Source organism: Sphingomonas sp. P4_G3 (assembly GCF_056401105.1).
This window is the reverse complement of sequence record NZ_JBFUJZ010000002.1, coordinates 370,904-383,674: the sequence shown is the minus strand read 5'-3', so window position 1 is coordinate 383,674 and position 12,771 is coordinate 370,904. Positions and strand designations below refer to the sequence as shown.

12 protein-coding genes are annotated in these 12,771 nt (G+C 63.5%); 4 read left to right on the top strand and 8 right to left on the bottom strand.

Annotated elements, in window-relative coordinates; all coding sequences use genetic code 11:
• Positions 1-100 precede the first annotated feature (100 nt).
• Complete coding sequence (locus tag AC1DQQ_RS07380) at positions 101-1,258, bottom strand: aspartyl protease family protein (RefSeq protein ID WP_478044731.1); 1,158 nt, start codon at positions 1,256-1,258, stop codon at positions 101-103.
• A gap of 315 nt (positions 1,259-1,573) precedes the next feature.
• On the opposite strand from AC1DQQ_RS07380, the gene AC1DQQ_RS07375 reads away from it, so the two are divergent.
• Genes AC1DQQ_RS07375 through AC1DQQ_RS07365 form a run of 3 tightly spaced genes read left to right on the top strand, consistent with a single transcriptional unit; the run spans position 1,574 to position 6,041 of the window.
• Positions 1,574-2,971 carry a class I SAM-dependent methyltransferase gene (locus AC1DQQ_RS07375; protein ID WP_478041680.1) on the top strand — a complete coding sequence of 466 codons (1,398 nt, stop codon included), beginning with the start codon at positions 1,574-1,576 and terminating at the stop codon, positions 2,969-2,971.
• A gap of 39 nt (positions 2,972-3,010) precedes the next feature.
• Positions 3,011-5,386: an ATP-dependent helicase gene (locus AC1DQQ_RS07370; protein WP_478044730.1), complete on the top strand. Its 2,376-nt coding sequence runs from the start codon at positions 3,011-3,013 to the stop codon at positions 5,384-5,386.
• 13 nt (positions 5,387-5,399) lie between these two features.
• Entirely contained in the window at positions 5,400-6,041 is a 642-nt protein-coding gene (locus AC1DQQ_RS07365) for a hypothetical protein (RefSeq protein WP_478044729.1), read from the top strand.
• Here the strand turns inward: AC1DQQ_RS07365 and AC1DQQ_RS07360 are convergent.
• Both AC1DQQ_RS07360 and AC1DQQ_RS07355 read right to left on the bottom strand, forming a co-directional pair.
• Complete coding sequence (locus AC1DQQ_RS07360; RefSeq protein ID WP_478044728.1) at positions 6,038-6,910, bottom strand: DUF7946 domain-containing protein; 873 nt, start codon at positions 6,908-6,910, stop codon at positions 6,038-6,040. The genes AC1DQQ_RS07365 and AC1DQQ_RS07360 overlap by 4 nt on opposite strands.
• Before the next feature lie 47 nt (positions 6,911-6,957).
• Positions 6,958-7,692 (bottom strand): phosphatase PAP2 family protein, encoded by a 735-nt coding sequence (locus AC1DQQ_RS07355; protein WP_478044727.1) that lies wholly within the window; start codon positions 7,690-7,692, stop codon positions 6,958-6,960.
• A 218-nt stretch (positions 7,693-7,910) separates the two neighbouring features.
• Between AC1DQQ_RS07355 and AC1DQQ_RS07350 the strand changes: the two genes are divergently transcribed.
• The gene (locus tag AC1DQQ_RS07350; protein ID WP_478029181.1) at positions 7,911-8,267 is read left to right on the top strand and encodes a hypothetical protein; all 357 of its coding nucleotides are present in this window, start codon (positions 7,911-7,913) and stop codon (positions 8,265-8,267) included.
• Between the two features lie 42 nt (positions 8,268-8,309).
• Here the strand turns inward: AC1DQQ_RS07350 and AC1DQQ_RS07345 are convergent, their stop codons facing one another.
• The 5 genes from AC1DQQ_RS07345 to AC1DQQ_RS07325 form a co-directional block, all read right to left on the bottom strand.
• Positions 8,310-8,681, bottom strand: coding sequence for a GFA family protein (locus tag AC1DQQ_RS07345; RefSeq protein ID WP_478044726.1), 372 nt, complete (start codon positions 8,679-8,681; stop codon positions 8,310-8,312).
• A gap of 79 nt (positions 8,682-8,760) precedes the next feature.
• The gene (locus AC1DQQ_RS07340) at positions 8,761-9,429 is read right to left on the bottom strand and encodes a hypothetical protein (protein ID WP_478041685.1); all 669 of its coding nucleotides are present in this window, start codon (positions 9,427-9,429) and stop codon (positions 8,761-8,763) included.
• An 84-nt stretch (positions 9,430-9,513) separates the two neighbouring features.
• A complete protein-coding gene (locus AC1DQQ_RS07335; RefSeq protein WP_478041686.1) occupies positions 9,514-9,849 on the bottom strand; it encodes a WYL domain-containing protein in 336 nt (111 codons plus the stop codon).
• A 77-nt stretch (positions 9,850-9,926) separates the two neighbouring features.
• Positions 9,927-10,313, bottom strand: coding sequence for a DUF427 domain-containing protein (locus AC1DQQ_RS07330; RefSeq protein ID WP_478044725.1), 387 nt, complete (start codon positions 10,311-10,313; stop codon positions 9,927-9,929).
• Positions 10,314-10,363: 50 nt separating this feature from the next.
• Positions 10,364-12,697: a GH92 family glycosyl hydrolase gene (locus tag AC1DQQ_RS07325; RefSeq protein ID WP_478041689.1), complete on the bottom strand. Its 2,334-nt coding sequence runs from the start codon at positions 12,695-12,697 to the stop codon at positions 10,364-10,366.
• Positions 12,698-12,771 lie beyond the last annotated feature (74 nt).

The following is a 12,771-nucleotide window of genomic DNA, read 5'->3' as shown; positions in this document are numbered from 1 at the left end:
GCCGGTCCTCCCTGAACTACGGGGCGGTTCCACCTGCGAACCGCCCCCTTTTTTGCCTAGGGAAGCTTCGCCACGCTCCTCATGCGCGGCTGCCGGCCGCTCACAGAAAATCGCTGAGCGTGAACGCAACATCCAGCGATTGCACGCCTCGCTCTATCTTCAGCACAACGCGACTGCCGACCGATGAACTGATCGTCCTCAGTACATCGCTCCATTCTCCGACGACGCGGTCGCCCGGCTGGATGCCTGCTTTGGCCGCGGGACTGCCATTGCCCACCGACGCGACAAGGATCCGCGAACCGGCGCGATCGAGCCAGAGACCCGACGGGCCATAGCGGTCGGGCGGCGAAACCTGGCGGCTGGGCTTGATCCACAATCTGCGACCGCGGGAATCGATCGACGTGTTGAACAGCCGGATGAACGACAAGCCGACAATGCCGTCCAGATCGCTGTCAAGATCGTTGCCGAGCAACGAAATCAGCGGGCGATCGAGCCGCACGTCGCCGAGCGTCATCTCGTCGACCCGCACCGTCCGCGCGATCGGCCCGGCCCCGCCGATGCCGTTGGGGCGGCTGGGAGCGAACGGGCGATTGTCCCACAACCCGAGGCGTCGCGCCGCCGCTTGGTAGAGCGACAGCGTGTTGGGAGACCCGGTGTCGAGCGCGCAACGCAGCGGACGGCCGTTAACGAGGATCGTCGCGACTATCTTGCGCGAACCTCGGTCGGGCTGGTTCGCGCGGGGAATTTCCGAGTCGACCGCGACATAGCCGGCCCGGTCGCCGCGGCCATCGGGATAGATGCGCAACTCGCCCGCATCGAAATCGAGATCGGTGTCGCTCGCAGTCAAGATCCCCGCGGCCAGCGCCCCGTATATGTCCTGCTGATAGCCGAACCTGAACGAATCCTCGAGCACCACCGACGATTGGCGAATCCCGCCGCCGATAATGAAATCGCGCGCGAGATAGATTGCGTACCGGTCGCCCTTACCGCCGATCCCGCGCGAGGCTTCATAGCCCTGAACCGGCAAGTTGAGTTTCTTGGCAAGATCGGGGCGGACAATGCTCACATACGTGCCGGTATCGATCATGAAGATGAACGGCCCCTGCCCGTTCATCCCCACGGCGATCAGCACGCGGTTACCCTCGAGCGAGATGCTCGCCTTGAACACCCGCCCTTGCGCTGCGAATGCGGGCAGCGATCCGACCATGATTCCGCCGGCCACCGTCGCGATCGCAGTCCGCCTGTCAAACTCGACCATGCCTGATTCCCCGCTTCTCGCCGCATCCTATCGGGCACGGTAGTGGAGGAAAACCGTTTGCCGAAAAATCAGTCGCTTGCGACATTTTGATACAGCCGTGACACGCGCGTGCGACAAATGGCGCTCAGAGCGCCGCTCGCGGTAGGCCCCTTGCGTGCCGCGAGCGCCGGTCCATCCCCATGTGCCGGCTCTTCCCGAACTGCGGGGCGGTTCTTCCCCGAACCGCCCCGATTTTTCGGCGGCGATATCGCGGCCAGGTCATAGCGCCGCTCCGCCGGCTTGCCGCTCCGCGGCCGCCACGCCATGGTCGCGGCGATGACCGATACACCCTCCGTCAAGCGCCTCGCCGCCGCGGCCAGCGCCTGGCGAGCGTCCCCCGATGATGCGGCCGCGCGTACCCGACTGGCGGCGCAGCTGTCGCGCCGGCCCGATCTGGCCGATGCGTCGCACCTGACGGCAATTGCAGCGATGATCCGCGATCCGGGGATCGATCCCGCCCAGTTCGAACGTTCAGGCTGGATTGCGCTAGGCTCCGCCCTGCCCGACCCCGGCGATCCGCAGGCCGCTGCGCGCTGGCTCGACCGCGACGATCTCGCGATCGCGCTGGTCGAGGAAACCCAGGTCGCCGATGCCGCCGCCGAGCGCGTGTTGAGCGCGGTGCGCCGCTGGCTGCTGCTCGACCGCAAGACTGCCGCTTTTCCTCGCCTCACGGCGGCGTTGCTCCGGCAAGCGACGATCAATGGTGGTGCCTGGCCGTTCGATGCCGAAGAGCGAGCGGCGCTCTCCACGGCGCCCGATTTCCGCTCCGCCTATTTGCCCGAACCACCGGCCGCCATCGGCGCGGACTTCGCCGCGCCAGTGACGCGCGCGGTGGCGGCGCAATATGGTCGCTGGCCCTATCCGGTGTGGCAACGACCGAACGCCGTCACGCTACGATCGCTTGCCGACACGTTGCGCACGTGCGGCCCGGACGCACCGATCCTGCCCGAGCGGCCCAATATCCTGGTCGCCGGGTGCGGCACGGGACGCGAAGCGATGAGTCTCGCTCGCCTGGCGCCCGATGCGGCGGTGACGGCGATCGAGCTCAGTGAGACCTCGCTGGCCGTCGCGCGGGCGCGTTGCGCCGGGCAAGCCAATTTGCGGTTGCTGCGCCACGATCTCCATGCCGTCGCCGAGCTTGGCCAGCGGTTCGACTATATCGTCTGCTCCGGCGTGCTTCATCATCTGCCCGATCCTGAAGCCGGCTGGGCGGCGCTGGTCGGCGTATTGGCGCCCAGCGGCGCGATGCAGGTCGCGCTGTACAGCCGGATCGCGCGGTTGTCGGTCGCCGCCGCGCGGATGCGGCTCGGCGCGCTGATGCGCGAGCCGGTCAGCGACGACCTGATCCGCGAGGCACGGCGCCGGCTGATCGCCGCGCCGGTGCCCGGCGTCACCAACTCGCGCGATTTCTTCAGCACAGCGGGCGTCCACGATTTGCTGTTCCACGTTCATGAGGATTGCTTCGACGTGCCGAGGATCGAGCGGGCGATCGATGCGCTGAGGCTGAAATTGCTGCGCTTCGGGCTGCCGGCGCCGGAGGACGCTACGCGGTATCGCAAAATGGCGCCGCACGACCCGCTGCACCGCGATCTCGCTGCCTGGCATGCTTATGAAATGCGCAATCCGTCGACCTTCGCGGCTATGTACAAGATGACGCTCGCCCGCGCGTCCTGACGGTTGCCCCGCCGGGCGCCGTTCCCTAAGTGTTCACGCGTGACCGACCCTGCCCCCGCCTCTCTTCCCGACGATCCGCCCTATCTGCGCGGCCTCAATCCGCCGCAGCGTGAAGCGGTGCTGACCACCGACGGCCCGGTGTTGGTGCTGGCCGGTGCGGGCACCGGCAAGACCGCGGCGCTGACCGCGCGGCTCGCGCATCTGTTGTGGACGCGCAAAGCCTATCCGTCGGAGATCCTCAGCGTCACTTTCACCAACCGCGCCGCGCGCGAGATGAAGGAGCGCGTCGGCCGGCTGGTCGGCGACGCGGTCGAGGGGATGCCGTGGCTCGGCACCTTCCACGCGATCGGCGCCAAGATGCTGCGGCGCCATGCCGAACTGGTCGGATTGCATCCCAATTTCACCATCCTCGACACCGACGACCAGCTCCGCCTGCTCAAGCAATTGATCCAGGCCGAGGATCTCGACGAGAAACGCTGGCCGGCGCGCCAATTGGGCGGCCTGATCGACGAGTGGAAGAATAAGGGCCTGACCCCCAAGGACGTCGATGCCGGCGAGGGCGAGCGCTACGCCAATGGCCGCGGCGCGCAGCTTTATGCCGCCTATCAGGACCGGTTGCGCGCGCTCAACGCCTGCGATTTCGGCGACTTGCTGCTCCACATGCTGACCATCCTGAAGACCGATCGCGAGGTGCTGCAGCTTTATCAGCAGCGCTTCCGCTACATCATGGTCGACGAATATCAGGACACCAACAGCGTCCAATATCTCTGGCTGCGGCTGCTGGCGCAGGAGCGCAAGAACATCTGCTGCGTCGGCGACGACGATCAGTCGATCTATTCGTGGCGCGGCGCGCAGGTCGAGAATATCCTGAAATTCGAGAAGGATTTTCCCGGCGCCAAGGTGATCCGGCTCGAACAGAATTACCGCTCGACCCCGCACATCCTGGCCGCGGCGTCAGGGGTGATCGCCAACAATTCGGGCCGGCTCGGCAAGACTCTATGGACCGAGCATAATGACGGCGAGAAGGTGAAGGTGCTCGGCGTCTGGGACGGGCCGGAGGAAGCGCGCCGCGTCGGCGACGAGATCGAGGCCGCGCAACAGATCCGCAAGGCCAGCCTGGACGACATCGCCATCCTGGTCCGCGCGCAGCACCAGACGCGCGAGTTCGAAGACCGCTTCATCTCGATCGGCATGCCCTATCGCATCGTCGGCGGTTTTCGCTTCTACGAGCGGCAGGAAATCCGCGACGCGCTCGCCTATCTCCGCGTCGTCGCCCAGCCGGCCGACGATCTGGCGTTCGAGCGCATCGTCAACACCCCCAAGCGCGGCCTGGGCGACAAGGCGCTGGCCAAGGTCCACCAGCTCGCCCGCGCCGAACAGGTGCCGCTGACGACCGCGGCAGCGCGCATCCTCGACACCGACGAACTCACCCCGCAAGCCCGCCGCGCGCTCGGCAACCTCGTCATCGACATCGCCCGATGGCGAGACATGCTGAACTCCTCCGCGCTTCGCGGCGAGGGCGACCAGTTAGCGGAGCTAACTGGTGGAGGGGGCGTGCCGCATGCGGACCTAGCCCGCATCATCCTCGACGAATCCGGCTACACCGCCATGTGGCAGGCCGAGAAATCCGCCGACGCCGCCGGCCGCCTGGAAAACCTGAGCGAACTCGTCCGCGCGATGGAGGAATATGAAACGCTCGGCGCGTTCCTCGAACATGTCAGCCTCGTCATGGACAATGAGGCGCAGGCCGACGAGGCCAAGGTCACGATCATGACCATTCACGCCGCCAAGGGACTGGAGTTCGACACCGTGTTCCTGGTCGGCTGGGAAGAAGGCCTGTTCCCCTCGCAACGCGCGCTCGACGAAGGCGGGCTGACCAGCCTCGAGGAGGAACGCCGCCTCGCTTATGTCGCGATCACCCGCGCGCGGCGCCGCGCGATCATCATCCACGCCGCCAACCGCCGCATCTACGGTCAATGGACCTCGAGCATCCCCAGCCGCTTCGTCGCCGAACTGCCCGATGCCAATATCGAGAGCGAAAGCAGCATGTCGGGGGGCGAAAGCCTGTGGCGCGCAAACTGGAGCGAACGCGCGGATCCGTTCGCAGATGTCGGGCGCGGGACTGGGCGCGGGCCGGGCTGGCAGCGGGCGGCGGGGACGCTCAACGCGGCGAAGCCAGGTGGGGAGTGGCAGAGCCGGACGTTCACACGAGAGCCGGCTCGGGTGGTGGAGAGCCGCGCGAGTGCGGTGAGTTTGGGGAATAAAGGTCGGTCCGATTTGAACCTAGGAATGCGAGTATTCCATCAGAAGTTCGGTTACGGAGTGATTGCGGAGATCGAAGGTAACAAACTCGAGATCGATTTCGAGCAAGCTGGCCGCAAGCGGGTGATGGATAGTTTTGTAACGATAGGATAGGCGCTCAAGTCTAATGAGTATTGATTGGTCCGCTACTGGTGCCTGGATGCAGGCTTGGGCTGGCTTTGCTCAAGCATTTGCCATTGTTGCAGCCGCCATTCTTGCGACCAACACTTTCCGTTCGTGGAGGCAGCAGAAATTAGAAGAACGAAAAATTGATGCTGCAGAAAAAATACTTACCCTCGCCTATCGCCTGAGGGATGCCTTTTCTGCGATCCGCAGCCCCTTAAGATCGGCGGCAGCCACGGATGAAGCAACCTTCAATCTTATTAATAGCGGGATTGATCTCGAATCAATTCCCAGCGATCGCCGTCTAAAGATCGTCGAAAGCCAGGTTGTTCTCGATCGGATAAACAGTAACTCCGAATTATGGCGAGATTTCACTGCAACACTTCCGCTTGGAACCGCTTTATTAGGCAATGATGTCGACAAAATTTTGCGGGAGCTTTGGCGTCAGAAAACCGCTGTCCAAGTTGCTGCTCAGCATTACCCAGACGATGACGGCAACGATCAGCAATTTTCAAATGATATATCTATCACGATCTGGGAAAGACGCCAAAAGGACGCGTCTGAAGAAGATAAAATTAGCAAGACAGTAAATTTATGCATATCCGAACTGGAAGACGTCCTAATTCCTATTATTAGATCGGATTAGTTTCTTGAGATCAGGGAAATATCATCCTGGATTTCGACGATCCATATCGACTTTAGCCGGCCGGTCGCACTTTCTCTTCTAAAAGCCTTAATCCCGATTTGACCAACCCAGTTTCTACGGTCTAAGGCATTAGCCGCCAGACTAGATGTAATTCTTTCTATCGTCCCTCTATTTCTAATGGTGTCAGCTAATTCGAACGGAACCGGCCTTCCTTCACTAGGTAGAAATACGCGACCCTTATACGTGTTACTGTTGTAACTGGAAATCATGCCGGTAAGGGTGATCGGGAATTTAATTTCATTGGTGTGAGATGCATAAGCATAGGTTTCTGGGGACAGCTCTAACCCAACTGGCTTATCCTTACTCCCCGAGAAATATACATGACCTCGATGCGCAGATTGCGACCAAACGACAGGTCGATGCATGTCAATGACGCCTGGCTCCGCTTTTTCTATCAAACTGTCTAGCTTTGACTCTGTTATCTTATTGTCATTAAGCTGAGCCTCTATTCCATCATCAAATTCCTCAGAAAAATCGACATCATATCCCTGTATTGATCGCAGGACGTAGTCGTAAATGCGCCTCGTCAACCTTCCCCCTGGCGTATCCGCCGGCGCTAGTGCCAGCGTTCCAGTCGCGGCGAAGATCACTCCTGCGACGATTTCCCAGCTTCCCTCCTGTGGAGGCTTCACAAGTATCCTGGCATTCTTCAGCGCAGGCGCTTGCGTGATAATCTCCCCATTTTGAACTAAATGTGTTGTCATCGCTAGCGAGCGTTGGAATCCGAGCATCGCCTTCGACACATCGTAGAAGTCGATCTCACCTCGACTCGCATCTAGTCCTGTGTAGTTAAGAGTAAATAGCGCCATTTTCTGCCCCACCCCTGTCTGCAGAATAGCTATCTATTTGGTGACGTCTAGCCGCTTGCTTCTTTGCTAGGGCGCCGTCGCCCCAACCACCGATCCCCCATCCAAACCAACAACGCCCAGGCCGTCCCGAAACACCAGCCAGCCAGCACATCGCTCGGCCAATGCACGCCGAGATACACCCGGCTCATCCCGATCAGCACCGCGAGCAGGCTGAAGAACGCGACCACCGCGACGCGCCCCGCCCTGCCCCGCCAGCCGTCGCGCGGCATGCCCTCGGCCAGCATCAGCGCCAGCGTCAGGTACACCGCGGACGAGATCATCGCGTGGCCGCTGGGGAAGCTGGCATTGGTCACCTGAACCAGATGCGGGACGAGATCGGGCCGCGGGCGGGCGATCCAGCTCTTGAGCATGCCGTCGATCACCGAGCTGCCGATCAGCGACAGCGCGATCCCCGCCGCCTCCGACCTTTTACCCGCGCCGATCAGCCAGGCGATGCCGGCGACGCCGAACAGCCACAGCAAGGTGTAGCCGCCGAGCGCGCTGATATCGACCGCCGACTGCAACAGCCAGGACGGCCCGATCGGCGTCTGCGGATGGCCAGGCACGCGGAGAGCGAGCAGCAAGCGGGTGTCGAACGAGAAGCCCTCGCCCTCGATCAGCTCGTCGGCAAGATGGACGCCGAGCAATATCAGCGAGACGGCGAACAAGGCGAGCGCGGGCCACGCCCAGCCGCCGCGCCGGGCGGGGGCGGTTACCCGTTCGATATCGTCCGCTTCGGCCATCGCTCCTCCAACGCGCGAACTCTCGCACGGTCCTGGCTTGTGGACCAGACGAAGGGTGCTCTCCGCTCCCCTCCCGTTTTACGGGAGGGGAACATCTGCGCGATCGCGCCTCCAGCACTGAAGCCAATGTGAACCTGCCAGAGACGGGTCGTTCAGGAACCATAACGGCTGCGAATCGTATCGTTCGGAACGGCTCATATCGGGCCAGGAGAGGTTACATGAAGACGTTCCTGATAGCGGCTGGCCTGATGGCCACCATGCTGGGCGTTACGCCAGCGGTCGCGGCGCCTGTTGCCGGCAACGCGCCGGGGATCGAAGCACCGCAGTCGCGTGGCGACGTGCGTGACGATCGCCGCGATGATCGCGGGATGGATCGGCGCGATGATCGCGGCGACCGCCGGATGGACCGTCGCGACGATCGTCGTGGCGATCGCTGGGACAATGGCCGTCGCGACGGTCGCCAGGATCGTTGGAACAACGGTCGCGGCAATCGCTGGGGCTGGAACAGCCGCCGTTGCCACAATGAGCGCCGTCATCACCGTTGGGTGCGCGTCTGCGGTCGCAACTGGCGCTGAACGAACAAAAGAGGGGCGGCCGGTCGGTCGCCCCTTTTCATGTCACCACAAATTCTTGCCGTCCAACACCGTCACCGGCCAGTCGGCCGCCTCGAAATCGTCGAACAGCCGCGCGTTGACCGCGATCCGCCGCGTCTTGCCGTCCCAGCTGCCGTCGCGCTGGAAATCCGGGCTGTCGGCGTAGAGATCGCACCCGCACGCCGAGCAGAAGTGATTGTGCACCATGCGGCTGTTCCAGCGATAGATCGCATCGCTGTCCGCCTGCGTGACCTTGAACTGCTCGGGCGGATAATAGGCGTAGAGATGCCCGCGCTTCGAGCAGAACGAGCAGGTGCAGCGGGTCAGCTTTTCGGGTAGGTCGCCATCGACCTCGAACGCATTGCGCCCGCAATGGCATCGGCCGGTCAGTGTCATCAATGCTCTCCCTTCCGATACTAGCTACGCTCGACTGCGTGGGAGGTTGCTGCCTCCGCCCGCGGACGCGCTCAACCGCTCAGGAAAACAGCGCCGCCACGAGCGTGACCAGCGCCAGCGATTGGATCATCGCGATATTGGCTTCCCACCAGCCGCGCAGCAGGGAAACGCCGAGGTGTCGCGCGAACCAGCGCGTCTGCAGCAATCCATACCACAGCAAGGCAATCGCCCCGAGCACGAGCCCCGCTACCCCGCACCATAAAGGCTTGAGGGTGAGGAGGATCCCCGCAATGCCGAGCACCAGGGCGAACGGCGCGGTGACATAGCATTGGCTGTAAAATGGTGGCCTGAGCGTATCGCGGTCGAGTCGTTGCTTCTGCTGCCGCACCAGCCGCGCCGCCATGATCAGCGGAAAGACGCTGAACGTCGCCAGCCGCAGCACCAGCAGATTGGTATCGTCGCCGACCACCGCATCGAGCCCGACCTTGCTCGCGACGATCGGGCTCTGCCCCACGGTCGCGAGTTCGATGCCGTGGCTGAGGATCAAGGTCAGCAGCAGGAATAGCGGCGGCGTGAGCGTGTCAGTATATTGCTGGTCGGGCCGGTCGCCGAGCTCGATATCGGCGTAGTTCATCATCTCCTGCGGCCGCGCCACCGAGCGCCACAAGGTGACCGGATAGAAGATCAGCCACGACATCACTTCGTAGAGAAGCTCGTCGAGCGACTTCAGCAGCGTGAAGAACCCCATGGCCGACCCCCTGTCAGGCGACCGGGGGAGTTGAGCATGAAAAAGCGTTTCAGGCCAGCGCGATGGCGCGGGCGATGCGGTGGATCAGCCCTCTACCGCCATCAGCGTCGAGCCGACGAAGCGCTCGTCCTCGGGCTCGTAGACCGAGCTGGTCACGAAATCGCGCTCGTCGAGCCGCAGCCCGACCAGCCCGTCGAGCTTGAACAGCCCGACTTTCTCCTCACGCGGGCGCTGCCCGTCGCGCTCGATCGTCACCGCGGCGACGTAAAGCGCGCCGTTCTTGGTGAACAAGGCGTGCGGCGCCAGGATCACCGCCATGCGGTTATAGGTCGCCGCAACGCACTTCTTGCGGACGATCCCTTCCAGGATGACGGGGGCACCGCCATTCGGCGCGGGATCGGTTTTCTCAGCGAGGTACATGACTCGGGTTATAGCGTATATGCTGCATTGCAGCAAGAACGTCGGGCCGAAATGTGCTCGCCCATCGGTCAGCCGCGTCAGTCGTCGCGCTGTTCGATCGTCACGCGGTCTGGATAGAAAGCGAGGTGATCGCGGATGTCGGCGACCGCCTCGTGCGGCTGCTCATAGGTCCAGATCCCATTCTCGCCGCGCTCGATCCCGGGAATCGAGAAATAGGACGCCTCGCCTTTATACGGGCACCAGCTGTGGTGATCGGTCCGCTCGAGCGCCGCCAGATCGGCATCGGCGCGCGGAATATATTGCACCGCGGGGTAGCTCGCTTCCTGCAAGATCAGAGCGCTGCGCGTGTCGGCGAGCACCTTGTCGCCCGCCATTACAACGACGCGCTTGGYGTTGGGCGTCACGGTAATCGGATGGTCGGGACCCGGTATCAGCGTAGGGCGGGCGGTGGCGGTATCGGACATGGCGATCCTCCTTGGGACTGCCAGTCAGATGGGTCCGCCCCCTGCCCTACTCAATAGCCGCTCATCGAATAAGGCCGCGACGCGATGCTCGCCCCCCACGTCTTGTTGGGCGTCGCCGTCATCGTGAACCGCAACGTGCCGCCGCGCATGATCTCGTCATGCCCGATCCACACACGGTCGAGCGGTTTGCCGTTGAGCGTCACCGCACCGACATAGCGGTTGGCGGCCGACAGACTGTCGGCGAGGATGGTGAAGCGCTTGCCATTGGGCAGGTTGAGCGTCGCGCGGTCGACGAACGGCCGGCCGATGACATATTGCCCGCTGCCCGGCGCGACCGGATAGAAACCGAGCGACGTGAACCCCAGCCAGGCCGACATCTGACCGAGATCGTCATTGCCCGCCAGGCCGTCCGGCGTCGGCTTATACTGGCTGTCGACGATCTGCTTGAGCCGCTCCTGGGTGCGCCACGGCGCGCCGGCATAGGCATAGAGATAGGCGACGTGGTGGCTTGGCTCGTTGCCATGGATATATTGGCCGATCAGCCCGGCAATGTCCTCGGCATGACTGTAATCGACCTTCGAATTGTCGAAATCGAACATCGCGTCGAGCTTCTTGACGGTCGCCGTGTCGCCGCCGAGCAGCTTGATCAGCCCGCCCTGGTCGTGCGGCATGAACCACGAATATTGCCAGGCATTGCCCTCGGTATAATCCGATCCGTAGTTGATCGCGGTCGGGTCGAACGGGGTACGATAGCTGCCGTCGGCCTTGCGCGCGCGCAGCCAGCCGGTCCGGGTATCGAAGCTGTTGCGCCAGAAGGCGGCGCGCTTCTCGAACGTCTCGGCGACATCGTTGCGGCCGAGCTTCCGCGCCATCCGCGCAATCGTCCAGTCGTCGAACGCATATTCGACCGTCTTCGATGCCGCCTCGGGCTCGCGGTCGATCGGGACGTAGCCGAGCTTCATATAGTCGCCGAGCCCGCCATACGGCGCATAGGTCGCGCTCGCGACCATGGCGTCGAGCGCCTTGTTGGCGTCGAACCCCTTGATGCCCTTCAGATACGCGTCGGCGATGACCGGCACGGCGTGATAGCCGATCATGCACCAGGTCTCCTGCCCCTGGAACTGCCAGATCGGGAGAATACCGTATGGGCTCTGGTCACGGCTCACCATCAGCGAGCGGACGACATCGGTCGAGGTCTGTTGCGGCTGGACGATCGTCAGCAGCGGATGTTCGGCGCGGAACGTGTCCCAGAGCGAAAAGGTCGAGCGGAAAGTGAAGCCCTCCGCCTTGTGAACCTGATCGTCGGGCCCGCGATAGCGGCCATCGGCATCGCCGGCGATGCTCGGCGCCATCATCGAATGATAGAGCGCGGTATAGACCGACTTGCGGATCCCCGGCTCGGCCTGGATGTCGATGGCGCCCAGCGCCTTCGCCCAGGCCGCCTCGGTCTTTGCCCGGATCGCGTCGAACCCGCCGGGCTCGCTGTCGAGGTTGCGGATCGCGCCGTCCTCGTCGACGCTGGATATCGCCACCCTGACCTCGAGCGGCGCGTCGAGCCGGCCGAAATCGAGCCGCGCGACCAATGCCCTGCCCTTGATCTCGGCGATGTCGCTGCCGGTGCGGCCCGGGCCCTTGAAGCCCTTGTACGGAATGTCGGTCTCGCGATTGACGAACTCATGGCCGGCGAGCGGTCGCGAGAAGCGCATCGCGAAGAACAATTTGCGCCCCGGCGCCCAGCCGCGCGTCTCGCGACCCCCGGTCAGGGTGCCGTCCGCGCGCAGGCGGACCGACGACCAGGAGACCTTGCCTGGGTAATTGTAGAGGCTCGACCGTAGGTCGAACACGAGATGCGCGGGCTTGCCGCCCGCGAACGTATAGCGATGGACGCCGATCCGCGTGCCCGCGGTCAATTCGGCGCGGACGCCGGCGTCGGTCAGGTTGACGGCATAATAGCCGGGCGACGCGACCTCGCCCTGATGGGTGAAGCGCGAGCGGTAGCCGCTGCCGGGTTTGGCGGGATCGCCCGGCTCGAGCGGCACCGCGTCGCCCGCCACCGGCATGACCAGGAAATCGCCGAGGTCCGAATGGCCCGAGCCCGAGAAATGCGTCTGGCTGAAGCCCTGGATTGTGGGATCGTCATAGCGATAACCGGCGGCATGGCCGTAACAGGTGCGGATCACGCAAGTCGCGTCGGTGTCGGGTGACACCTGCATCATCCCGAACGGCGACACCGCGCCGGGGAAAGTATGCCCTTCTCCGCCGGTGCCGATGAACGGATCGACCGAAGCGACGGCGCCCGACGGCGCGGCCTGGGCGATCGGCGAGAGGACCAGCCCGCATACGGCGAGTAGGGCGGGAAGGCGGCGCGGGGGGAGGATCGGCATATTGTGCTTCAAGCACAGCGGGGGCCTTGCGCCAAGGTTGTCGGCGAAATCAGCTCATTAGAACTCCCCTCTCC

Bases quoted from the DNA above. Each gene is read 5' to 3' on its own strand.
- AC1DQQ_RS07365 (WP_478044729.1), top strand. From the start codon at position 5,400: ATGAGTATTGATTGGTCCGCTACTGGTGCCTGGATGCAGGCTTGGGCT.
- AC1DQQ_RS07335 (WP_478041686.1), bottom strand. From the start codon at position 9,849: ATGTACCTCGCTGAGAAAACCGATCCCGCGCCGAATGGCGGTGCCCCC.
- AC1DQQ_RS07375 (WP_478041680.1), top strand. From the start codon at position 1,574: ATGACCGATACACCCTCCGTCAAGCGCCTCGCCGCCGCGGCCAGCGCC.
- AC1DQQ_RS07360 (WP_478044728.1), bottom strand. From the start codon at position 6,910: ATGGCGCTATTTACTCTTAACTACACAGGACTAGATGCGAGTCGAGGT.
- AC1DQQ_RS07340 (WP_478041685.1), bottom strand. From the start codon at position 9,429: ATGGGGTTCTTCACGCTGCTGAAGTCGCTCGACGAGCTTCTCTACGAA.
- AC1DQQ_RS07345 (WP_478044726.1), bottom strand. From the start codon at position 8,681: ATGACACTGACCGGCCGATGCCATTGCGGGCGCAATGCGTTCGAGGTC.
- AC1DQQ_RS07355 (WP_478044727.1), bottom strand. From the start codon at position 7,692: ATGGCCGAAGCGGACGATATCGAACGGGTAACCGCCCCCGCCCGGCGC.
- AC1DQQ_RS07325 (WP_478041689.1), bottom strand. From the start codon at position 12,697: ATGCCGATCCTCCCCCCGCGCCGCCTTCCCGCCCTACTCGCCGTATGC.
- AC1DQQ_RS07380 (WP_478044731.1), bottom strand. From the start codon at position 1,258: ATGGTCGAGTTTGACAGGCGGACTGCGATCGCGACGGTGGCCGGCGGA.
- AC1DQQ_RS07350 (WP_478029181.1), top strand. From the start codon at position 7,911: ATGAAGACGTTCCTGATAGCGGCTGGCCTGATGGCCACCATGCTGGGC.